The organism is Proteus vulgaris, from assembly GCF_016647575.1.
Classification (GTDB): domain Bacteria; phylum Pseudomonadota; class Gammaproteobacteria; order Enterobacterales; family Enterobacteriaceae; genus Proteus; species Proteus mirabilis_B.
Genome location: NZ_CP032663.1, coordinates 1,243,293 through 1,266,835, shown reverse-complemented (window position 1 = coordinate 1,266,835; position 23,543 = coordinate 1,243,293). Strand labels below are relative to the sequence as shown.

General features: G+C 39.5%; 23 protein-coding genes and 1 riboswitch. Of the genes, 12 read left to right on the top strand and 11 right to left on the bottom strand.

All coding sequences use genetic code 11. From position 1 onward, the window contains the following. Window positions 1-37: 37 nt before the first annotated feature. Together D7029_RS05815 and fabZ are read left to right on the top strand one after the other, a co-directional pair. Window positions 38-919: a dihydrodipicolinate synthase family protein gene (locus tag D7029_RS05815; protein ID WP_194952095.1), complete on the top strand. Its 882-nt coding sequence runs from the start codon at window positions 38-40 to the stop codon at window positions 917-919. Between the two features lie 185 nt (window positions 920-1,104). Beyond that, a complete protein-coding gene (fabZ, locus tag D7029_RS05810; RefSeq protein WP_194952094.1) occupies window positions 1,105-1,530 on the top strand; it encodes a 3-hydroxyacyl-ACP dehydratase FabZ in 426 nt (141 codons plus the stop codon). Between the two features lie 59 nt (window positions 1,531-1,589). Here fabZ and D7029_RS05805 read toward each other — a convergent pair whose 3' ends face one another. Together D7029_RS05805 and purB are read right to left on the bottom strand one after the other, a co-directional pair. Then, window positions 1,590-2,978: an MmgE/PrpD family protein gene (locus tag D7029_RS05805; protein ID WP_194952093.1), complete on the bottom strand. Its 1,389-nt coding sequence runs from the start codon at window positions 2,976-2,978 to the stop codon at window positions 1,590-1,592. Between the two features lie 81 nt (window positions 2,979-3,059). Beyond that, entirely contained in the window at window positions 3,060-4,427 is a 1,368-nt protein-coding gene (gene purB / locus D7029_RS05800) for an adenylosuccinate lyase (RefSeq protein WP_088493363.1), read from the bottom strand. A 403-nt stretch (window positions 4,428-4,830) separates the two neighbouring features. On the opposite strand from purB, the gene metC reads away from it, so the two are divergent. The 4 genes from metC to sseA all read left to right on the top strand — a co-directional run bounded on the left by metC (window position 4,831) and on the right by sseA (window position 8,735). Beyond that, window positions 4,831-6,006 (top strand): cystathionine beta-lyase, encoded by a 1,176-nt coding sequence (gene metC, locus D7029_RS05795; RefSeq protein ID WP_194952092.1) that lies wholly within the window; start codon window positions 4,831-4,833, stop codon window positions 6,004-6,006. A gap of 34 nt (window positions 6,007-6,040) precedes the next feature. Next, complete coding sequence (gene dcuC / locus D7029_RS05790; protein ID WP_099075077.1) at window positions 6,041-7,408, top strand: C4-dicarboxylate transporter DcuC; 1,368 nt, start codon at window positions 6,041-6,043, stop codon at window positions 7,406-7,408. A gap of 285 nt (window positions 7,409-7,693) precedes the next feature. After that, window positions 7,694-7,879, top strand: coding sequence for a hypothetical protein (locus D7029_RS05785; RefSeq protein ID WP_036912140.1), 186 nt, complete (start codon window positions 7,694-7,696; stop codon window positions 7,877-7,879). A 13-nt stretch (window positions 7,880-7,892) separates the two neighbouring features. After that, window positions 7,893-8,735, top strand: a complete 843-nt coding sequence (gene sseA, locus D7029_RS05780; RefSeq protein ID WP_194952091.1) for a 3-mercaptopyruvate sulfurtransferase — start codon at window positions 7,893-7,895, stop codon at window positions 8,733-8,735. Window positions 8,736-8,811: 76 nt separating this feature from the next. On the opposite strand, the gene D7029_RS05775 is transcribed toward sseA, so the two are convergent. The 3 genes from D7029_RS05775 to rhlE all read right to left on the bottom strand — a co-directional run bounded on the left by D7029_RS05775 (window position 8,812) and on the right by rhlE (window position 11,619). Further along, window positions 8,812-9,060 (bottom strand): GlsB/YeaQ/YmgE family stress response membrane protein, encoded by a 249-nt coding sequence (locus D7029_RS05775; RefSeq protein ID WP_088493367.1) that lies wholly within the window; start codon window positions 9,058-9,060, stop codon window positions 8,812-8,814. Between the two features lie 201 nt (window positions 9,061-9,261). Continuing rightward, window positions 9,262-10,194 carry a tRNA dihydrouridine(16) synthase DusC gene (gene dusC / locus D7029_RS05770; protein WP_194952090.1) on the bottom strand — a complete coding sequence of 311 codons (933 nt, stop codon included), beginning with the start codon at window positions 10,192-10,194 and terminating at the stop codon, window positions 9,262-9,264. Window positions 10,195-10,203: 9 nt separating this feature from the next. Then, window positions 10,204-11,619, bottom strand: a complete 1,416-nt coding sequence (rhlE, locus tag D7029_RS05765) for an ATP-dependent RNA helicase RhlE (RefSeq protein WP_194952089.1) — start codon at window positions 11,617-11,619, stop codon at window positions 10,204-10,206. Between the two features lie 372 nt (window positions 11,620-11,991). Here rhlE and cecR point away from each other — a divergent pair, with 372 nt between their 5' ends. The 5 genes from cecR to D7029_RS05740 are packed head-to-tail and all read left to right on the top strand — an operon-like array spanning window position 11,992 to window position 17,739. Then, complete coding sequence (gene cecR / locus D7029_RS05760) at window positions 11,992-12,690, top strand: transcriptional regulator CecR (protein WP_088493370.1); 699 nt, start codon at window positions 11,992-11,994, stop codon at window positions 12,688-12,690. A gap of 11 nt (window positions 12,691-12,701) precedes the next feature. Then, window positions 12,702-13,688, top strand: a complete 987-nt coding sequence (gene hlyD, locus D7029_RS05755; RefSeq protein ID WP_194952088.1) for a secretion protein HlyD — start codon at window positions 12,702-12,704, stop codon at window positions 13,686-13,688. A 14-nt stretch (window positions 13,689-13,702) separates the two neighbouring features. Continuing rightward, window positions 13,703-15,472: an ATP-binding cassette domain-containing protein gene (locus D7029_RS05750; protein ID WP_194952087.1), complete on the top strand. Its 1,770-nt coding sequence runs from the start codon at window positions 13,703-13,705 to the stop codon at window positions 15,470-15,472. After that, window positions 15,465-16,616 (top strand): ABC transporter permease, encoded by a 1,152-nt coding sequence (locus D7029_RS05745; protein ID WP_088493373.1) that lies wholly within the window; start codon window positions 15,465-15,467, stop codon window positions 16,614-16,616. The genes D7029_RS05750 and D7029_RS05745 overlap by 8 nt, the downstream gene beginning before the upstream one ends. A 13-nt stretch (window positions 16,617-16,629) precedes the next feature. Next, the gene (locus D7029_RS05740) at window positions 16,630-17,739 is read left to right on the top strand and encodes an ABC transporter permease (protein ID WP_194952086.1); all 1,110 of its coding nucleotides are present in this window, start codon (window positions 16,630-16,632) and stop codon (window positions 17,737-17,739) included. A gap of 109 nt (window positions 17,740-17,848) precedes the next feature. On the opposite strand, the gene D7029_RS05735 is transcribed toward D7029_RS05740, so the two are convergent. The 5 genes from D7029_RS05735 to moaA all read right to left on the bottom strand — a co-directional run bounded on the left by D7029_RS05735 (window position 17,849) and on the right by moaA (window position 20,958). Further along, complete coding sequence (locus D7029_RS05735) at window positions 17,849-18,559, bottom strand: Bax inhibitor-1 family protein (RefSeq protein WP_109398111.1); 711 nt, start codon at window positions 18,557-18,559, stop codon at window positions 17,849-17,851. Between the two features lie 194 nt (window positions 18,560-18,753). Then, window positions 18,754-19,215 carry a molybdopterin synthase catalytic subunit MoaE gene (gene moaE / locus D7029_RS05730; RefSeq protein WP_194952085.1) on the bottom strand — a complete coding sequence of 154 codons (462 nt, stop codon included), beginning with the start codon at window positions 19,213-19,215 and terminating at the stop codon, window positions 18,754-18,756. 1 nt (window position 19,216) lies between these two features. Beyond that, window positions 19,217-19,462, bottom strand: coding sequence for a molybdopterin synthase sulfur carrier subunit (moaD, locus tag D7029_RS05725; protein ID WP_023581222.1), 246 nt, complete (start codon window positions 19,460-19,462; stop codon window positions 19,217-19,219). Then, complete coding sequence (gene moaC, locus D7029_RS05720; protein WP_072062889.1) at window positions 19,459-19,938, bottom strand: cyclic pyranopterin monophosphate synthase MoaC; 480 nt, start codon at window positions 19,936-19,938, stop codon at window positions 19,459-19,461. Before moaC ends, moaD begins: the two co-directional genes overlap by 4 nt. Before the next feature lie 39 nt (window positions 19,939-19,977). Beyond that, window positions 19,978-20,958, bottom strand: a complete 981-nt coding sequence (gene moaA / locus D7029_RS05715) for a GTP 3',8-cyclase MoaA (protein WP_194952084.1) — start codon at window positions 20,956-20,958, stop codon at window positions 19,978-19,980. Then, a riboswitch (molybdenum cofactor riboswitch) is annotated at window positions 20,948-21,090 on the bottom strand. Its footprint overlaps the gene before it by 11 nt. A 279-nt stretch (window positions 21,091-21,369) precedes the next feature. On the opposite strand from moaA, the gene yvcK reads away from it, so the two are divergent. Continuing rightward, window positions 21,370-22,308 (top strand): uridine diphosphate-N-acetylglucosamine-binding protein YvcK, encoded by a 939-nt coding sequence (gene yvcK, locus D7029_RS05710; protein ID WP_088493380.1) that lies wholly within the window; start codon window positions 21,370-21,372, stop codon window positions 22,306-22,308. Window positions 22,309-22,412: 104 nt separating this feature from the next. On the opposite strand, the gene D7029_RS05705 is transcribed toward yvcK, so the two are convergent. Further along, window positions 22,413-23,363: a DUF1266 domain-containing protein gene (locus tag D7029_RS05705; RefSeq protein WP_194952083.1), complete on the bottom strand. Its 951-nt coding sequence runs from the start codon at window positions 23,361-23,363 to the stop codon at window positions 22,413-22,415. Between the last annotated feature and the right edge of the window lie 180 nt (window positions 23,364-23,543).

Genomic DNA, 23,543 nt, shown 5'->3' with positions numbered 1-23,543 from the left:
TAATAAAAGATTAAAACCATAAAACAGGACACCGATTATGACCCAATTTCATGGCATTTTTCCTTACCTTGTTTCACCTGTTGATCAAACTAAAGGTACTATCCTTGAAGCTTCATTACGTCGATTAGTCGAACATTTAATTTCGTGTGGAGTTCATGGTTTAAGTCCATTAGGTAGCACAGGTGAATACGCGTATCTCTCTCAAGCGCAACGCAATGAAATTGTGCGTATAACGGTTGATCAAACCGCAGGTCGTGTTCCTGTTATTGCGGGTGTTGCAGGCTTTTCAACCGCAGATGCCTGTCATCAAGCTGAACAATTCGCTCAATTAGGCGTAGATGGCATGGTATTGATTTCACAAAAAATGTACCCGTTAAGCGAAACCGCACAAGCTGGCTATTTCCGAACTATCGCCGAAGCGTTTCCTGAAAAATCCATGACAATTTATACCAATCCGGGGCTTTTGGGCGATGTTCTTCCTATCTCTTTATTCAATGAACTTAGCTATATCCCGAATATTGAATATATTAAAGATGCCTCAAGCAATACAGGTCGCCTACTCACCATGATCAATACGTTTGGTGAGCGCGTTAAAATCTTTAGTGCTTCAGCTCATATTCCATTGTTAGTGCTAAAACTTGGTGGTGTAGGTTGGATGGCAGGTCCTGCATGTGTGTTGCCAAAGCAATGTGTTGAACTGTATGAGCTAGCAACAAAAGGCGATTTTGATACAGCTTTAGCAAAACAAAAAGAGATGTGGCAAATCAATGAAGCGTTTACAAAGTACTCGCTCGCATCATGTATTAAAGCATCCCTAAATATTCAAGGCTTCGAAGTGGGCTCTCCTATTTTACCGCAAGAGCCTCTAAATGAAGCAGCAATGAACGATCTACGCCAAATTATTGCTCGCCTTGATTAATAAACGATTCTTATTTAGAAATAACAAAGGCTAGATTTTTCCTATTCTGGTCTTTGTTATCTGTTTAACTCAATTTTCTCATCTAAAATACAGGTCAATGCTGTACGATCTTGAATAAGAATGAAATAATAACCGCCGTTGTTGTAAAACGAGTCTGCCCTATCACCATAACGAGGAGAAAATAGATGCCCATTTCCGTCAGTGAAATAATGGAAATATTGCCTCATCGTTATCCATTCTTATTAATTGATCGCGTTATTTCTGAGCCAGATGAACTTGCCAGTGGCAAATTAACCGCTATTAAAAATGTCACAACCAATGATACGGTTATTTTTGGTGAGTTCTATCCACCTTTATTACTACTTGAAAGTATGGCTCAAGCTTCAGGCGTTCTTGCACACTATTATCTTTCACCAATGGGTGAAGATCAGCAATGTTATTTTGCCAGTATAAAAAATGCGCGTTTTTATGATGTGGTAAAAGCAGGCGATCAGCTACATATTGAGATCCAATTTCGCCGACAACGACGCACCATTGTTAGCTTTTCGGGTACGGTGAGAATTGGTGAGAAGATAGTTTGTACATCTGAATTTATGTGTGCGAGACAATAAGTAAAGGATTGGTAGTTAAAACCAATCCTTCACAATCATCTTGTTTATAATATTTCAGCCTAACCTTCTATTTCTTTAATACGTAATAATTGTGTTACTTCTGAAATAGTGACACTGTCGAAATGCAGTATTTTTTCAACTAATTGTGCTGATTGTTCTGCTTCTATCGCCAACGATGCATTATCGTAAAACTTACTGATCACATCTTTATCTGTCATTGGTTTTTTCGGATTACCATATTGAATATCTAATCTCTCTGTGATCTTCTCGCCATTTTTTAATGTCACGAAAATTAATCCAGGAAAATAGGTAGGAAATGGGATCTCCCCTTTTTCGGGATAACGATAACTTACACGCTTCGCAAGTGACTGAATATCTTCCCGTTGTAGGTTTTCAGGTAATAATGAAGAGAGCGTTAAAGCATTATCTAGAAAACCCGCAGCAAATAACCACGGTAAACTAAATTTAGCGCCATACGCGGTTTGAGGCGCCCATTTTGTTTCAGGTGGCTCGCAAATCAAAGCAGCCGCTACTGGATCGACAACGCACTCAACACTATCGATATCATCAGCCGTGATCCCTTTTTTCAGCAAATTACGCCCACAATCCACAGTCGCATGAGCAAAATGGCACACCGGATAAGGCTTAATGGAAACATTTAAAAATTCCCATACATCACCTAATCCTGATGCCACTTGTTCTGGTTGTGCTTGCTCTTTAATACCATGTGTTTGATAAAGGCTATAACGACCTTCAAATATTGTTTCAGGGCCTGTCATTCCGCCTTTTGCTAATGATGCTGCGATAATACCTGATTGTGCAGCCCATCCCGCATGAAAGCATTTAGAAGATGAACTGTTAGTAAGATATTCTGCCACGCCTCCTGCTTGGCTTCCTGTTAGGCCTATTGCATTCACAGTTTGTTTTGGCGTTAACTTTAATAGTGAAGCGGCACAAGCCGTAGCGCCAAAAATTCCTGCAATTGCTGTGGCATGAAAACCTCGCTGATGAAATCCACTATGGCTTGCTAAGCCGACTCTAGCGGCAACTTCCCAGCCAATCACCCACGCCGTTAGAATATCTTTTGATGACGCACCAATTGACTCACCCAATGCAAAAGCAATCGGCGTTAATACTGCGCTACCATGTGCAATCGAATCAGTGTGTGTATCATCAAAATCCAAGGCATGTGATGCAATACCATTTGTAAGTGCCGCCACCGTAGTACTTACTGTGAGCGAACTTCCCCAAATCGGAATGTTGCCTTGGCTATCAGGTAAAAAAGCCACACCTTGACGGCTTTGAATAGCACTTTGTTGCACACTGCCAGCAAGTGCGACACCTAATGTATCTAATAAATGAATTTTGGCTCGGCTAACAACTTGAGCAGGTAAATCAGAGAAAGTGGTTGTCGTAATAAATTGGGCTAACTGCTGACTCAATGTCATAAACACCTCGAAATAGATAAGAAAAAGCCAGTAATATCACCGGCTTTTAGATAATAAGAAGGTTGGATGTAATTAAGTCACTTAGTCATTTAACCAGCCAGAGGCTTTGGTTTGTGCGACAACACGATCAACTTGGGCAGGTGCATTACCGACATATGTCGTTGGATCTAAAAGTGCATCAAGCTCTTCTTGAGTAATGTGATCACGAATACGGGTATCACGGTTAATCGCTTCAACGAAAGTTATGCCTTCTTCTTGTCCAGACATTGATGCTTCATACACAATTTCATGCGCGGTTTGTTTACCTGCTTTATCAGATAATGCAAACATCACACGCTCTGCCAGCATAAAGCCACCCAGAATATCCATATTTTTGCGCATTTTCTCAACATGCACATTTAGCCCGCCTATTACTGTTTTCATATTGTCGAAGATAACAGACAACATCAGGCACATTTCTGGCATGATCTTCCATTCCATTTTCCAGATTGCACCATCGCGCTCATGTTGGTGTTTCATCATATCCGTTAAAACAGAAAGATTCGCTTTTAGGGTATTACTCACACAGGCCGCATTTTCAACAATGGCAGGGTTACGCTTATGTGGCATAGTCGAAGAACCCACTTGTCCTTTGCTGAAAGGCTCAGATAGCTCATCAATTTCGTTATGCGCTAACAATAGGATTTCATTGGCAATTTTACCTAAAGTTCCGCTGATTAAGCCCATTAGCATGCCATACTCACTGAATCTATCACGCGCAGGTTGCCATGAAATTTCAGGTACACCTAAGCCTAAGCGTTTTAATACACGGGCTTCTAATTCATCAGCTTTATCACTTAAAGAGGCTTTTGTCCCCACAGCACCAACAACACTACCCACAAATAAGCGAGGTTCGATCTCTTTAAGACGTTGATAATGACGCGCTAACTCAGTTAGCCAAATTGCGGTTTTATGACCAAATGTAATTGGCAGAGCTTGTAAGGCTAATGTACGTCCAACCATTGGTGTGTTGCGATGTTGTTCACTTAATGAAAGCAATGCACGACCTAATACTTTGATATCACGTAAAAAAGTATGATGAGCATCTTTTAGTTGTAGTACAAGGCCTGTATCAATAACATCTTGTGTTGTTGGACCAAAGTGAACATATTCCCCATAGTGTTCTGGGCAAGCATGTTCTAAGCCACGAATTGTTGGCACTAATGGATGGCGAGTAAGACGCACTTGTTCTAATACATAATCCATATCGAGCTTTTCAAGTTTCGCAGTATCTGCAATCACTTTTGCAGCCTCTTTTGGGATCAAACCTAATTCGGCTTGTTCAATCGCTAATGCCGCTTCATAATCAAGCCAATTTTGCATTCTGGTTTTATCAGAAAAAATAGTTCTCATCTCTTCTGTTGACCATAAATTCTTTAATAAAACCGAATCAAAAACGCTGGTTCCCATAATTATTTCCCCTGTTCAAAAAATAATAAAAAAATCGTTTTCTTAATCAAACGACTTGTTAGATTGTTATTTTATTTATGCAATATAATCTCAAAAAAAACACTTTGATAATTTTAATCTAATTTCAAATATTTCTAATCAATTAAAAAATAACATTAATTCAATATGTTATAAATAACTCTTTATTTATTAGTTATAACTTTTGAATCTTAAATAACATTTAAGATTTAATTAGAATAATTAATGCTAAAAAGTTAGAGGAAGATCATCATTTTTAGAAAATAGCTATTTTAAAAATAAATAAGTTTGTTATAAATAATAGAAACAAAATAAGCGCAAACAGTAATTAATCCTTTTATTTAATTACCGGGGAACTCTATTTCTATATTTGGAGATATTAATAATGAAACAAAATAAACAAACAAAACTGATACACAGTGGACGCCAAGAAATCAAAACGTCAGGTCCCATTAATCCACCCGTAATGAGAGCCAGCACCATCGTTTTTGATTCTATTAAAAGTTGGCGTGATGTTCGTGATCGTCGTGCAACAGAGCGTGTTTTAAGCTACGGCGCACGTGGTACAGAAACCGCATTTGCCCTTGAAGCTTTAGTAACCGAATTAGAAGGCGGTCATCGTGCGCAGTTATTCCCTACCGGATTAGCGGCTATTGCGGTCACTATTATGGGATATGCCCGCAGTGGTGGACATGTTTTATTTGCTGATTCTGTTTATGAGCCTGTTCGTAAAATCGCATCAGCTTTTCTTGAGCCTAATAACATTGCTTATAGTTTCTTTAAAACCGATGGTTCTGATTTTGAACAAAAAATTCAACAAAATACACAGCTTATTTTTGTCGAATCACCGGGCTCATTACTTTATGAAATGCTCGATTTACCTGAAATTTGCCGTATTGCTCATGAGAGAGATATTCCTGTTGGTGTTGATAATACTTGGGGCTCTGCATGGCTTTATAACCCGCTGGAATTAGGCGCAGATGTCTCTGTTATCGCGGCAACTAAATATTTATGCGGTCACTCTGATGTGATGATGGGCATTATGGTTGCGAATGAAAAAGCATGGAAAAAAATTGGTGCTTTACCTGAAGCATTAGGTCAAGCCAGTAGCCCAGATGATGCAGCATTAGTTCTTCGTGGTATGAGAACCTTAGGCCAACGCATCGCAGCACATGGTAAATCAGCACTCGCTATTGCACAGTGGTTAGAGACTCGCCCTGAAGTTGAAAAAGTCTGGTTCCCTGAATTACCTAATCACCCTCGTCATGATTTATGGAAACGTGACTGCAAAGGCAGTAACGGTCTATTAACCATTGAATTTAAACAAGAATACACCACTAAACAATCAGAACAATTTATTGATGCGCTTGAACTTTTTGGTATCGGTGCTTCTTGGGGGGGATTTGAAAGCCTCGCTTTACCTGCCAATGTTGTCGGTGCGAGAACAGCATCTGATTGGCGTGAAGGTCATGGTCCTTTTGTCCGTTTACATGTTGGTCTTGAAGCAACGGATGATCTTATTGCAGATATTACACAAGCTTTTTCAGCATTAAACCAATAACAAAAAATATTGCATCATTACCGGGGAATTCACTATGACAGGTTTAATCATTGCCGCGCTGGTAACAGCGTTGGTGGTTTATTTACTGGCGCGAGGTTATAAACCTCAGCCAGTATTATTACTCGGCGGATTATTGCTATTGCTCTTAACAGCATCTCTCGACCTTAATCCGTTATTGCCAGAAAATAAGTCTACTCAATTTAAATATTTTGATATTTTCCAAATCTTTACGGATATTATGAGTTCTCGCCTAGCGGGTCTTGGTTTAACATTAATGGCAATTGCGGGTTTCTCTCGTTATATGGAACACGTTGGCGCAAGCCGTGCTTTATTCGCTATTTTTGAAAAACCATTAAAAGCGATAAAATCGCCTTACTTATTATTAGTGATCTCATTTCTAGTTACTCAAATCTTGGTTATCTTTATTCCTAGCCATGCAGGTTTAGGTATGCTGTTAATGGTCACCATGTATCCGATATTAATTCGTTCTGGTATTAGCCCACTTTCTGCTTTAGCCGTTATTGGATGCTGCCAATTTATCGACCATGGTCCCGGCTCTGGTAACGTGATTATGGCGGCAAAAACAGCAGATATTGAACCGGCAGTCTATTTTGTTCAGCACCAGCTACCGATCACAATTCCTATTATTATTGCCGTTGCGATCACTCATTTCTTTATTCAACGCTGGTGGGATAAACGTGAAGGATTTGTTTTTGACCCAACAACCATCGATGCAGTAAAAGAAGAAGGCAATAAAATTCCACTGTCTTATGCCTTATTACCGGTGATCCCTTTAATTCTGATTATTGGCTTCAGCCCTTTGCTACACCCGTATATTAAATTAGAAGTCACCACAGCAATGATTATTAGTACCGTGATTGCACTTCTTTTTGAATATGTTCGCTTACGCGATGCAAAAGCCGTAATGAATAGCTTTATGTTGTTCTTTGAAGGAATGGGTAAGCAATTTGTCTTAGTGGTATCGTTAATTGTGTCTGGTGAGTTCTTTGCCAATGGTTTACTTAAAAGTGGTGCCGTCGATACGCTAATTAGCTCCGCTCAAGACGCAGGTTTTGGTATTGCAGCGATGATCATTGTAATGAGTGCCATTCTTGCATTAGCGGCATTTTTAATGGGTTCAGGTAATGCGGCGTTCTTCTCATTTGCTGCCTTAACACCCAAAATTGCCGCCTTCTTAAAAGTCGATGTCATTACTTTAATTTTACCAATGCAAATAATGACCAGCTTTGGTCGTACTGTTTCACCCATTACCGCAGCCATTGTCGCCATTGCAGGTATTGCGAATGTCTCTCCTTTCCAAATAGTTAAACGTACCGCCATTCCTATGGCTGTCGCGGCTATTGTGAACTTAGCAATGACATTCTGGTTTTTATATTCCTAATTAAGTTGCGTTACCCTTACCCTTAAACTCATTTACTCCTGAGTTTAAGGGATTTTTTCTTATCATTGACTGTAACCTTTGATTGAAATAATTAACGTCAACATTAACTCTACTCAGGCTATTTATAAAAAGTAAATAGCCTGTTTATTTATCTATCCACCCCTTTTTTTGCCTAAAAATAAGACGTTCTAGCTACTATCATTTGCTGATTAAACCGACTTAGTACTTGTTTCAACTTCATATCTCGATATACTTTTGCGCAACATTCATCTGCAAATGAACATTATGAAAAAAATAATTATTGTGATTATCGCGCTACTTGCCTTTGGTTCTATCGGTGGTGTTTTCCTTGCGGGCTTAAATATCTATACACGCTCCACGACACCAATAGAAACAGAGCAGACTCAACCTGAAACATCACCTACACAGCAATTTCCGGCTATCCCAGACAGCTCACCTTCTGCTAAATAAATGAGGTCGCACCGTGGAATACGATTACTTTGTTACTCCCCAATGGTTATTTGAACATCAAAATGATGCTGATCTTGTGATCCTTGATGTAAGCGCACCAATGCCAACTCAACAGATTGACTATCAAGCGCTTTACCTTGAACGTCATATTCCACATGCCCATTTTTTTGATCTTGATGAAGTCGCAGATAAAACCACGCCACTACCACATATGCTCCCTTCTGATGCACTGTTTTCAGAAACACTGACGCAATTAGGGATCTCCAATACTTCGACCGTAATTATTTACGATCAAGGTAACTTATTTTCAGCACCAAGAGGTTGGTGGACATTAACAACACTAGGTTGTCGTAATGTGCGTATTCTTGCTGGAGGTTTACAAGCATGGATTGATGCTGGATTTACAACAGAACAAGATGAGGCAATAAAAGTACCTGCTCAGTCTCCTTTTGTGGTTGAACGTCACGCACAACGTTATGCCAATAAACAGCAACTTCTTGATAATTTAGAGACTAAGCAAAAACAGATGATCGATGCTCGCTCTGCTGATCGTTTTTATGGTAGAGCGCCGGAGCCTCGCCCGGGCTTGCGCAGTGGACATATTCCCGGCAGTAAAAACGTTCCGTGGAATGAGTTAGTCATTAATGGGCAATTAAAACAAAAAATTGAATTAAAGCAGATATTTGAACAAGCTGGTGTTGATTTATCACAGCCTATTATTGTTACCTGTGGCTCAGGTATGACTGCGGCAATTTTATTTTTAGCGTTAACTGTATTGGGTTGCCAATCTATTGCACTCTATGACGGCTCTTGGGCGCAATGGGGTGCTGAAAGTGCCCTTCCTTGTGAATGCTAATTAATCTGTTGATGCTTTAAAAAAGTAAACCCGCATTATGCGGGTTTATTATCAATATCTATTGGGTGTGAAGGTATTAACTTGCGAAGATTTTTGCAAGATAGAGCACGACAATGGCACCGATGATAGCAACCACAAAGCTACCAAAGTTAAACCCATCAACTTTACCTTTGCCAAAAAAGTTACTAATCGCACCACCAACAACAGCACCCACAATACCCAGAATACAAGTCCATATCAGACCAATATCATAAGAGCCTGGCATTAAGAATTTCGCCAAAATACCTGCGATCAGACCAAAGATGATCCAAGCAATAATTCCCATATTTCCCCCTAAAAATAGTCATGATATAAACAACATATCCAAAAATGTCACTTATTGAGTGTAAGTCGAAAGAGTGATTTTTTCCAATTATTAGGAATGAATTACATAATATTTAGGATAAATAGATGGATTATTTCTTAATAAACAAAAATAGCGCTGATTAATTAGCGCTATTTTTTATCGGATAAGATTATTTTTAAACTATAACGCTTCTATTGCCACAGCGATTTCTGGTGAGGTTTTTAGTGTCCTAATTTGCCTAAATAACTCATCTGCTTCTGGATACTCTTTTCGTAAATAGCTAAACCACTGCTTAATACGTGATGCATGATAAATCGTCGTATCTCCACGCTTTTCTAATCGAACATAGCGCTTTAATAATTCAATAACCTCTTGCCAAGGCATTCTCGCTTCTATGCCTTTTACGACACGGCTTAAATTAGGGGTATTCATCGCACCGCGACCAATCATTATCGCATCGCAACCTGTTGTGGCTAAGCAGGCTAATGCATCTTCACGGTTCCAAATTTCGCCATTAGCAATCACTGGTATTGAAAGTCTTTGGCGTATATCACCAATTGCCTGCCAGTTAATTTTTTCGGCATTATAGCCATCTTCTTTTGTTCTGCCATGTATGGTGATTTCCGTAGCACCACCTTGCACCACTGCATCCGCAATCTCATGGCTATACGCAGAAGAATCCCAGCCAAGTCTCACTTTAACAGACACAGGTAACTCTAAAGGCACGGCATCACGCATTGCTTTTGTTGCTTGATAAATCGTTTCTGGCTGTTTTAGAAGTGAAGCACCACCACCGCTGCCATTAACTGTTTTTGAAGGGCAACCGCAGTTTAAATCAACTCCCCAAGAGCCCAAAGAAACGGCTCTAAAGGCATTTTCAGCCAACCATTGCGGATGTTGTCCTAATAATTGCACTCGCACCAGTGTTCCACTTTTAGTACGGCTTTCTGTCTGCAATTCAGGACATAAGCGGTAAAAGGCTTTCGTGGGCAGCAATGAATCTACAACTCGTACAAACTCTGTAATACAGAGATCGTAATCGTTAATCGAGGTGAGTAATTCTCTCACAAGGGGGTCTAAAACCCCCTCCATTGGCGCTAATAGAACTCGCACTTTTTAACCTCAAAACTCTTTTCTAGCTTTCGACCAAGGGCTTTGATTATCACTACTTTCATCACTTTTACGTGAACGACGAGGCCCTAATTTTCCGGTACGAGAACCATCTTTATTACGGTAGTTTTCTTTGCTTTTATTACGTCCAGACTCTTTACCTTCGCTATCGCCGTCTTTACGACTGTTGTTGCGATTGTCTTTACCACGAATATCTGCACGACCACCACTTCTACGCGGTGCATTATTCTTTGGTTTTTTATGCAAAGGTGCTGCTTTAATTGAAGGATCAGGATCGTAACCTTCTAATGCTAAACGTGGAATTTCGCGTTTTAATAAACGTTCAATATCAGCTAATAAACCATGTTCATCAACGCAAACAAGTGAAATAGCCTTACCCGTTGCGGCAGCGCGACCTGTTCTACCAATACGGTGAACATAATCTTCTGCGACTTGCGGTAATTCAAAATTGACAACATACGGCAGTTGGTCGATATCAAGACCACGAGCGGCAATATCTGTTGCAACTAATGCTTTTAATTTACCATCTTTAAAATCAGCTAATGCGCGAGTTCTTGCACCTTGGCTTTTATTTCCGTGAATAGCGGCTGATTTAATACCATCTGCATTTAAATGTTCAGCAAGTTTATTCGCACCATGTTTAGTACGGGTAAAAATCAGCACTTGAGACCAATTTTCTAAACCAATTAAATGTGATAACAGCTCGGTTTTACGCTTTTTATCAACTAAATGCACATGTTGATCAACAGATTCAGCAGCTGAATTTCTTGGTGCAACAGAAATACTCACCGGATCATTTAATAGCGAATTGGCAAGACCAGTGATCTCTTTAGAGAATGTCGCTGAAAATAGTAAATTTTGACGTTTTTTCGGTAATTTATTAATTACACGGCGAATATCGTGGATAAAGCCCATATCTAACATGCGGTCAGCTTCATCAAGCACTAAAACTTCAACGCGAGAAAGATCAACCGCATTTTGATGTTCAAGATCGAGTAAACGTCCCGGTGTTGCAATCAGTACATCAACACCGCCGCGTAATTTCATCATTTGTGGATTGATGCTTACTCCACCAAAAACGACTAACGAACGAATTGGAATATAACGGCTATACGCTTTTACGTTTTCAGCAATTTGAGCCGCTAACTCACGCGTTGGTGTCAAAATCAGCGCTTTAACGGGTTGACGGCCTTTTGTTTTTTCTGCTGATTGAGACAACTTTTCCAATATTGGTAATGTAAAAGCTGCTGTTTTACCTGTGCCCGTTTGTGCACTCGCTAATACGTCTTTACCCGCCAAAATCGGCTCAATCGCCTGCTGTTGAATAGGGGTTGGGGTTTTATACCCTTGTTCATCAATAGCGCGGAGAAGCGCCTCACTTAAACCAAGCGATGTAAAATCGGTCAAAACAGTAGTCTCCTACAACCAGAACGTATAACACGGTGATTGAAATTAAAATGACGGGCTTTCATACTGTCAATCTATAGGTAATATTACTCTATAGGTACTATCATTTCTCGATATAGACAGTGATGAAAGAGAATGAACCTTGTTAGGTTAACCTAATAACCCCTATTCTAACAGTTTTTGCTGTATTCAGAATACAAAAATAATTTTCAATAATAGATTGCACTTTTTTTATTACACATCACCTTTATTCGATTATTTATCACAAATTTTCCCTATTGTTCAATATCATCTAATATAATACGCCTTGTTATCGCTGTTTTTAATATCATTGGTTTTGTTACATTTTACTTAAGTAAGGTATCTTCTATTATGTCAGACACCCAACAGAAGACGACGCGCGGTGAACTAGCAAAACGACAATTATTGGAAGCGGCATGTGAGATCTTTGGTAAAAATGGGCCAGATGCCGCCACAACACGCCAAATTGCACAAGCTGCTCAACAAAATATTGCCGCTATCGCTTATTATTTTGGTTCCAAAGAAGGGTTGTATCTCGCCGTTGCACAACATATTGCTGATCTTATTCGCCTTGATTTTGAGCCTACCGTTGCCATTCTTGACGAATTTCTTGAGCGGCCCAATCCCACAGAGCATCTACCATTGCTACAAACGCTGATCACAGATAGCTTTTTACAATATGCTCAACTGGTACTTGATAAAGCCAATATTCATCTTAGCCGCATTATGGCAAGAGAACAGCTTGTTCCAACCGAAGCATATTCCTTGATCCACCAGCAAGCGTTATCGCCTCTTTTAACGCGTGTAAACAAACTATTAGCTATCTATATTGGCTTAGATGCCACACTACCTACAACAATGTTACATACTCACGCTATATTGGGAGAAGTGTTATCATTTCGTTTAGTTAGGGAAACTATCCTAAGACAAACTGGATGGGATAGGATTGGTAAAAATGAGTATCAGATTATCTCCAACACCTTAAAAACTCATATTACTTTATTACTCAATGGATTAAGAGAGATTTACACTAACACTCATCACGCATAAATAGAGTTATTATGAAAACTAAAAAAGTCAGTTTCTTTATTATCTTAATGATTATTATCGGTATTGTTGCAGGTATCTATTATTACGAAGAAAACAAAGAGTCTGAATTAGTACTCTATGGCAATGTCGATATACGTACAGTCAACCTTAGTTTTCGTGTTGCTGGAAGATTAGACACATTACAAGTTGATGAAGGTGCTCCTGTCCAAAAAGGGCAATTATTAGGCAAGCTTGATGATGCGCCCTATCGCAATGCACTAAATAAAGCTTATGGTGAGCGTGATAGTGCCATTGCCTCGCTATCTTTAATGGAAGCGGGATATCGCACTGAGGAAATCGCACAAGCTCAATCTGATGTGTCATTAAAACAAGCCGCTTGGCAATACGCGGATAACTTTTATAAACGCCAGCAAGATCTTGCTAACCGAAAAGTAATCTCAGCCAATGATTTAGATAGCGCAAGAAATAACCGCAATCAAGCAGCAGCCGCATTGAAGGCGGCACAAGATAAGCTAAATCAGTATCAAAATGGTTATCGAAAAGAAGACATTGATGCAGCGAGAGGACAAGTTATGCAAGCTAAAGCCGCTGTTGCTCAAGCTGAATTAAACCTCCAAGACACGCAATTAATCTCTCCATCACAAGGTACTGTATTAACTCGAGCAGTGGAGCCAGGGACGATATTATCCGCTGGAAGCCCTGTATTTACGGTGTCATTAACTAACCCTGTTTGGGTCAGAGCTTATATCAGCGAAACTCATTTAAGCGAAGCCGTTCCTAATCGAGAAGTTTATCTATACACCGATGGGCGTAAAGATAAGCCTTATCACGGTACAATTGGATTTGTTTCACCAACAGCTGAATTTACCCCAAAAAGTGTTGAAACACCGGAGTTAAGAACGGATTTAGTTTATCGTCTCAGAGTAGTTGTAACGGATGCTGATGACGCTCTGCGCCAAGGTATGCCTGTCACCTTAAAATTTGCCTCCTCTCATTAAGTGTGGGGGGAAAAATGGAACACACTGATTACACTATTGAGCTTCAAGGCGTTGAGAAATGCTTTGCAGGACTGGAAAGCCCCGCAGTTTCGTCATTAACAGCCACCATTACCGGTGGCTCTGTGACGGGGTTAGTTGGTCCTGATGGTGCAGGAAAAACAACCTTAATCCGTATGCTTGCAGGTTTATTAAAGCCTGATGCGGGTGATATTCATATTTTAGGAATGGACCCGCAAAAGCAGAGTATTGATGTCAGAGCTATTCTTGGCTATATGCCGCAAAAATTTGGTCTTTATGAAGATTTAACGGTATTAGAAAACCTCAATCTTTATGCTGACTTGAAAAATGTTATCGGTGATGAGCGCGAAAAAATTTATCACCAACTGCTCACCTTCACCGATCTCACTCGCTTTACCTCTCGTCTTGCAGGAAATCTTTCAGGAGGGATGAAACAAAAGCTGGGTCTTGCTTGTACTTTATTAGGTAGCCCTAAAGTTTTGCTTCTTGACGAGCCTGGCGTAGGGGTCGATCCCATTGCACGCCGTGAATTGTGGCAAATGGTACATGCTTTGGCCAGCGATGGCATGTTGATACTATGGAGCACCTCTTATCTTGATGAAGCTGAGCAATGTAAAAACATTCTCTTACTTAACAAAGGAGAGCTGCTTTACAGTGGTATTCCTCAAGATCTAACAGCAAAAATGGCAGGCCGCTCTTTTCTACTCAATGTTGAAGGTCATCAGCGTAGAAAAGTATTGCAACAAGCAATTATTCAACCTCAAGTCACAGATGGCGTTATTCAAGGGCAATCCGTTCGTTTGATCTTGAAAAAACAGAGTAATCAAACTGAACTACTGAACGCTTTGGGTAAACCTGATGCGAAGCTTATCTCCGCTACACCACGCTTTGAGGATGCTTTTATAGATTTATTAGGAGGCGGTCCTTCTCATAAATCTGAATTAGCTGAAATTATGCCTCAGATCCCTCCTGCACCTAATGAAACGGTCATTGAAGCACAGCAGTTAACCAAAATGTTTGGTCAATTTGCAGCAACCGATCATGTTGATTTCCAAGTTAAACGAGGTGAAATTTTCGGTTTGCTGGGCCCTAATGGTGCGGGTAAATCAACAACCTTTAAAATGATGTGTGGTTTATTAGTTCCCACTAGTGGTAAAGCACTTGTGTTAGGTATGGATTTAAAAGAGAGCTCAGGTAAAGCACGTCAACATTTAGGTTATATGGCACAAAAGTTCTCACTTTATGGCAATTTAAAAGTGGGACAAAACTTGAAATTCTTCTCTGGTGTCTATGGCTTACATGGCAAACAACAACGAGATAAAATCAACGATATGATAACTGCCTTTGGCTTACAGCCGATGGTAAATCAAATCACTGAAACCTTGCCTTTAGGTTATAAACAGCGCCTTGCCCTTGCGTGCTCATTAATGCACGAGCCTGATATTCTCTTTTTAGATGAACCCACATCAGGCGTTGACCCACTAACGCGACGAGAGTTTTGGCTACATATTAATGGCATGGTTGATAAAGGTGTGACCGTGATGGTTACCACTCACTTTATGGATGAAGCAGAATATTGTGATCGTATTGGTTTGGTTTATCGCGGAAAAATCATTGCGGCTGGCGAGCCCGATTCGCTCAAAAAAATGGTCGCCAGTGACGATAATCCAACCCCTTCAATGGAAGATGCCTTTATTGGTTTAGTGCTGGATTACGATAAAAAACTTGAAAGTGAAAATGATAAAGGGAGCGAAAAATATGCGTAATTCAGCTCAATCATCTCATGCCCGCTTTTCTTGGCGACGTTTATATGCCCTATGCTTAAAAGAAACAAAGCAAATTACTCGTGATCCCAGTAGTGCCTTAATTGCTATTGTTATCCCACTTACTTTGCTGTTTATCTTTGGTTATGGCATTAATTTAGACTCAAGCAAATTAAATATTGGTATTTTAACTAATCAACAAAGCCAACCTGCGCAAGAGCTGGTTTATACTTTCACTAATTCACCGTATATCAATGCAACTATTAGTGATAATCGACAATTACTCATTGATAAAATGCAGGCAGGACAAATTCGAGGCATTGTGGTTATTCCTGTTAATTTTGCTGAATTACTCGCTCGACAAGATACTAAAGCCCCCATTCAAGTGATCACTGATGGCAGCGAGCCCAATACCGCAAACTTTGTTCAAGCTTATACTAAAGGAGTTTGGCAAATTTGGTTGCAACAGCAAGCTATCAGTAAAGGAATTGATACTACGCCATTAATTGAAATAGAGCCTCGCTATTGGTTTAACCCAGCAGCAATTAGCCAGCATTATATTATTCCGGGTGCTGTCACTATTATTATTACGGTAGTGGGCGCTATTCTTACCTCGTTAGTGATTGCTCGCGAATGGGAAAGAGGCACTATGGAAGCCCTACTTTCCACCCAAATAACACGCACGGAACTCTTACTTTCAAAGCTTATTCCTTACCAAGTGTTAGGCAGTTTTGTCATGGTGTTATGTATGGTCGTCACCGTGTTTGTGCTTGGCGTGCCTTATCGAGGTTCATTGTGGATTTTAGGCGGGATCACATCGCTCTTTTTGGCTACTGCTTTAGGGATGGGATTACTTATTTCCACACTAACGCGTAATCAATTTAATGCCGCGATGATTTCGTTAAATGCCGCGTTTTTACCCGCAATTATGTTATCAGGCTTTGTTTTTGAAATTGATAGTATGCCCATCTTTATTCAAGTGGTGACCTATTTTATTCCTGCGCGTTATTTTGTGAGTAGTTTGCAAACGCTATTTTTAGCTGGCGATATTCCGTTGATATTGATGCTAGATATGTGGCTATTAATTGTATCGGCAATATTTTTTATTGGATTAACGGCGTTAGCAACACGTCGTCGATTAGATTAAAGGGAGAGCTTTTATGTTTTATCGCCTTCTCACCCTGATAATGAAAGAGTTACAGTCATTATTACAAGAGCCTCAAACGCGTATTATTTTAATAATGCCAGTTATCTTTCAGATGATCTTATTCCCTTTTGCCGCAACGTTAGATGTTACCAATGCCTCTATTGCCATTTTTGATGAAGACAATGGTAAACAATCTATTGAGTTAACCCAACGTATCGCCAAAGCGAGTGCATTCTCTCAAACTCTTTTACTTAAAAATGAACATGAAATAAAAGAGACGATTGATAACCGCAAAGCGCTTTTATTAGTTCGTTTTCCCCAGAATTTTAGTGCTGAACTAGAAAGCCATGTTCCTGTTAAATTGCAAATAATCCTAGATGGTCGAAATTCTAATAGTGCTCAAATTGCCGCTAATTATGTGCAACAAATCGTACAAAACTATCAAACTGAATTAGCAGGTAATACACCTTCTCTACTGAATAAAACAGAACTTGTTGTTCGTAATTGGTATAACCCGAATTTAAATTACAAATGGTTTATTGTGCCTTCTTTAGTGGCGTTGATTATTACCATTGGCGTGATGATAGTCACTTCACTTTCTGTTGCTAGAGAGCGCGAACAAGGCACATTAGATCAACTGTTAGTTTCGCCACTATCAACATGGCAAATCTTTGTTGGCAAGGCAGTTCCAGCAATGGTTGTTGCCGCTGTTCAAGGTACCATCGTATTAATTATTGGGATATTCGGTTATCAAATTCCATTTTCAGGTTCATTAGTCCTATTTTACTTTACCATGCTTATTTATGGCTTATCGCTGGTGGGTTTTGGCTTATTAATATCGGCATTAAGTTCGACCCAACAGCAGGCTTTTATTGGTGTCTTTGTATTTATGATGCCAGCAGTTTTATTATCGGGTTATATTTCACCGGTAGAAAATATGCCCGTTTGGCTACAACATGCCACATGGATAAACCCAATTCGTCATTTCACTGATATCACAAAACAGATTTACCTTAAAAATGCTGATATCACCGTTATATGGCACAGTTTATGGCCTTTATTGGTGATTGCCGCAGGTACTGGTACTTTTGCATATTATCTTTTTCAAAGAAAAATAGCTTAAAACGATAGCCATTAATTTATTAAACAAAAAAATCCCACAACTTATAAAGTTATGGGATTTATTTTTTATGCTGTTTTTAAACTACGTTTATCCGCAAATATCGTTAAAATTAACGACGGTCGCCTAAAATACGCAGTAACATTAAGAACAGGTTGATGAAATCTAAATAAAGCGTCAATGCACCCATAATTGAGTAACGGCGCATATTTTCTTTATCTTCTTGGTTAATCTCATTACCCATATCTTTTAATTTTTGTGTGTCATAAGCAGTTAAACCTGCAAAAATTAACACACCTGCGTAAGAGATAACCATGCTCATCATTGAGCTTTGCATAAAGATATTAACGATAGAAGCGATAATGATACCGATAAGCCCCATAAACAGGAAGCTACCCATACCCGTTAAGCTACGCTTAGTCGTATAACCGTAAATGCTTAATGCGCCGAACATTGCCGCACAAATAAAGAATGTGCTCGCAATTGAAGATGCGGTGTAAAGCAGTAATACGCTTGAGATAGTCACGCCCGTTAACACGGAATAGAGCATAAATAATGAGGTTGCCATTGCACCACTCATTTTATGAACCATACCTGATAACACGAAAACTAACCCTAATTGAGCAATGATCAGACCAAAAAAGACGATCTTGCTTGAGAAAATCATTGATAATAATGCTTCGCTTGATGCAACGTAGAGTGCAACAAACGCAGTTAATAACAGACCTACAGTCATCCAACCATAAACCTGAGCCATAAAGGTTTGTAGGCCAGAACCTGTGCGCTGTACGATTGAATCATTTGAACGTGAAAATCGATCCATGATGATTACCCTTTAATCATAGTGATAACGTTAGGTTTAACGATAACGTTTATTTCAGTAAAGAGCCCATTATGGGCTCATTAGAATTTAATTTTATCACACTGATTTTACATTTCCATGAAATAAACTGTATGAAATGTCACCATAAAATAAATTTAGGTAAAGTAATGTAGTGTTTAATTGAGTGTGGTGATTTATTCCCAGCGCTCAGCCGAGTCATAATCACTTTGACGTGCATCAACCCATCTCTCGTTATTTTCAGAAAGCCCTTCTTTTTTCCAAAATGGCGCGCGTGTTTTTAAGAAATCCATAATAAATTCAGCGGATTCAAAGGCGCTATTACGATGAGAACTGGTTACACCGACAAACACTATCTCTTCACCAATATGCAAAGTTCCTACGCGGTGAATAACACTTACACGCTGTAGAGGCCAACGAGAACGGGCTTCGTTTACAATATCCGTCAGTGCTTTTTCAGTCATTCCTGGATAGTGCTCAAGCGTAAGCGTGCTCACTTCATCACCAAGATTATGATTGCGAACTTTACCGGTAAATGTCACAACAGCACCATCACTGTCGCACTCTGAAAGCCATTGGTATTCATCACCAACGCTAAAATTTTCGGTTTGTACTGAAATACGAGTTGATGCGCTCATCTTATCCTCCTGTAACAGGTGGGAAAAAGGCGATTTCATCACCATCATTAATAACGTGGGAGCCTTGAACAAAGGATTGGTTTACCGCAGAGAGTAACTTGCCATCTTCTAATGCGAGTGACCAACGTTCACCTTTGGTGATTAATGCTTTACGTAAATCATCTACTGTGTGGTATTCACAATCTAACTCAAGAGAATCAACGCCGACTAATTCACGAACTTGAGCAAAAAAGAGAACTTTAATCATGCTTCCACCTTAAAGTGACCAGATTTGCCACCTGTTTTTTCTAATAAACGTACAGGCCCAATCACCATATCTTTTTGAACAGCTTTGCACATATCATAAATGGTCAATGCTGCTACTGATGCCGCAGTTAATGCTTCCATTTCAACGCCTGTTTTACCCGTTAAACGACAAACAGACTCAATGCGTACACGGTTAGATTCAGTGAGTGCTTCTAAACGTACTTCGACTTTAGTTAATAACAGCGGATGGCATAACGGGATTAATTCCCATGTTCTTTTTGCGGCTTGAATACCTGCAATTCTTGCCGTTGCAAATACGTCACCTTTATGGTGTTTGCCTTCGGTGATCATGCTTAATGTTTCTGCTGACATTTCAACAAAGGCTTCAGCACGCGCTTCTCGCACTGTTTCAGCTTTAGCGCTAACATCCACCATGTGAGCTTCACCGGCAGCATTAATATGAGTTAGTTGAGACATGCACAACTCCTGAAATTAACGAAATAACAGAGCGAAAAACTATCCACCAATAACAGATAAGTTCGGTGTAATACCGCTATCGCCTTGATGAAGAAAATGGGTTTCTCGTTTATGAAGAAGACCACCCTGAATACGCTGTTGTAATGCTTCTTGTTGACTATCATCAGCAAGTAAGTCGCGTAGAGGAATACCATTTTCACCAAATAGGCAAAGATGGAGATTACCAATAGCGGAAACGCGTAAACGGTTACAAGTTAAACAAAAGTCTTTTTCATAAGGCATGATAAGACCAATTTCACCTTGATAATCAGGATGGGTAAATACTTGAGCAGGCCCGTCACTACGAGCGCGAGGAATTTGTAACCAACCTTCATTAAGTAAGCGTTGGCGAATAACTTCACCAGATAAATGAAAGCGGTTGAAAATATCACTACCGTCACCAGTTTCCATTAATTCGATAAAGCGCAGTTGGATAGGTCTGTCTTTGATCCAATTAAGAAAATCAGGGAGGTTTTTATCATTCACATTGCGCATTAGCACAACGTTAACTTTTACTTTTTCGAAACCCGCAGTAAATGCAGCATCAATCCCTTCCATCACTTGGCTAAATTTATCTTGCCCAGTAATAGCATGGAATTGACGAGGATCGAGGCTATCAACACTCACATTAATTGCACTTAAACCCGCATCACGCCATTGGGCAACATCTCGAGATAAACGATAGCCATTGGTTGTTACTGCAATTTTTTTGATAGACGCATTGTCTTTAATGGTTGCGATAATATCAGTAAAATCACGACGCATTGTAGGCTCGCCACCTGTTAGGCGAATTTTTTCTGTCCCTAATGCGGCAAAAGATTGTGTCAGTCTGCTGATTTCATCTAACGAAAGAAATGATTTATGACCGTTAGGCTTATAACCATTAGGTAGGCAATAAGTACAACGAAAATTACACACGTCTGTAATTGAAAGACGTAAATAGAAAAATTTGCGGGAAAACGCATCAACGAGTTGTTGCATAGTAACACCTTTCCAAATCGGGAGATGCTGGCATTTCTACCTTGCACCCTGGTGACTTGTTTCGTCACGGCCAGAACATCATATCTTGTAAACACACGACTTAGACGTTAAGGCTAGGAGTTAATCTTTACCTGTTTTTCACAGGTTTCTAATACCTATATATTTATTGTGGATTCTACCTGCTAATTTTTCAAAAAGCGAACAATGTTTTCGCTATATAATTTATAATACAACGACTTACGACACTTTAGTCACTCTAATAACATAAGTAAAAACACTTTCATTGATTAAATATTAGGCTATCAAAAGTAAAATTAAACTAGGAATGTGATGAAATCACGTCGTGATCATAGGCTTAAAATTTAATTGTGATAAATTAGCGGCAAATTTTTAAAGATGAGTAGAACAAATATGCGAAATCGCACGCTAAGTGATTTAGATCGTGTTGTTGCCCTTGGTGGTGGTCATGGCCTTGGACGTGTGCTTTCAGCACTCTCCTACTTAGGCTCTCGTCTTACTGGTATTGTTACAACAACAGACAATGGCGGTTCTACTGGCCGTATTCGCCAAGAAGAAGGCGGTATTGCGTGGGGAGATATGCGCAACTGTATTAATCAGTTAATTACAGAGCCTTCCGTTGCTTCTGCGATGTTTGAATACCGTTTTTCTGGTACCGGAGAACTGGCTGGGCATAATTTAGGTAATCTAATGCTTAAAGCACTCGATAACTTAAGTGTTCGCCCTTTGGAAGCCATTAATCTTATTCGTGGATTATTAAGAGTGAATGCTCACCTTATTCCTATGTCTGAACAAGCCGTTGACCTTATGGCGATAGACGACCAAGGAAATGAGATTTATGGTGAGGTCAATGTTGATATTTTACCTAAGATCCCCCAAAAGCTTGATCTCTACCCTAAAGTTCCGACTACTCGAGAAGCCATTGAAGCGATTGAACAAGCAGACTTGATCTTAATTGGTCCGGGTAGTTTTTTTACCAGCTTAATGCCTCTGTTATTACTGCCAGAACTGGCACAAGCATTGCGCCGTAGCAGTGCAACAACGATTTACATTGGTAATTTAGGCAAAGAGCTAAGCCCTGCCGCTGCCAGTATGACGATGTCTGATAAAATCGCCATGATGGAGAACTATATTGGTTTACAAACAATAGACGCGGTGATCATTAGCCCTGAAACTCAATATGAATCGATGAAAGGTCGATTAATTGTACAAGCGCAATTGGAAGCCAAAGATATTCCTTATCGTCACGACCGCCATCTATTAGGTAAAGCTATTGAGTTAACGTTGCAACAGTTAGGGCAACGTAATGCATCAGCTCAAGCCGTTAAATAGAATTTAACTACCTATTTCCATTAAAAAAACCGCATCTGCTATAAACAGCAAGTGCGGTTTTTTGTTGGTAAAAAGCAATATCGCTATTGGTTTTCAGCGCGTTATTAGCTATTAAGCTGTTTTAATGTAATACGCTGACTAATTGCTTCTTCAATTTCATCAAGTGTCATTGGTACATCATTTTTCATCAGACCAAGGCCTGCAACAGTACGAGAAAACGACATTAAATCTAATGGCGGTAAATCCATGATCCAATTCTCTTCTGTTGCCAGTGTATCTTCAGCATTTAGAATATTTTGTATTACATCCGTAAAAGCTTGATGAGAAGATACCCAGTCTTGATCACCACTCGCCCAAAACCAACGAGCAGCAATAAAGTTTCTCCACATATCTTCCCAACCATCATAAATTCGACGCAACATTGATGCGCTCATTAATGACCATGTTTGGGCTTCTTGTTGAGTAATATAACCTTGTTGGCAACCTTCTAAACAGAGCTTGTTAAAACGACAGAGATCCCAAATTAGATATTTCACATTTTGGATATTCATGCGATTTGTGCTCATCATATCGATTTGCCATAAACGCTCATTTTTATCGTGTTCAGTTAACTCAGAAAGCAAAATGTCATTTTTTAATGATTGAACATCGTCTTCTTTGCCATCTAAAATTTGGTCACGTAGCTGATAAAAATCATTGGTGTGACCTTGAGTAAGCAACCAAAATAGTTGATAGACTAAATCCCAACGGTCGTTAATTCCCCAACCTGCTGATAGTCCACCATCATCTTTACCTTGATCGTATTCGTTATATGCCCACTCATTCATTGCGGCATAAGGCGCTGCAACATATAAACCCCATTCATTGGGCAACAACTGACCTGACGTATTTTCTGCTTCAGATAAAATGGGCTCCTGCCCTGCTGTTGATGGTTTTTGCAACTCACTATCTTGTACAGCAAATTTGCGTAGCCATTTAAAAAGCATAATAAGAAGAATAACACCAAGAATTACCCCTGCAGAGCTGGGAAACCCTGCATAAACATAACCACTCATTCACTGTCCTTAATGTCTTTTTTATCTTTGTAAATAATTGACGCTTTGTTTGTTGTGGTATTTAAACAGTTGAACGCCATTAAGGGAATATCAAATAAGGCAAAAAATGGAAGATAGAAGATAAAAAGGGATAATCCCTGTAAAAATACGGATATCCCTTTATCAATTTATGAACTTAAT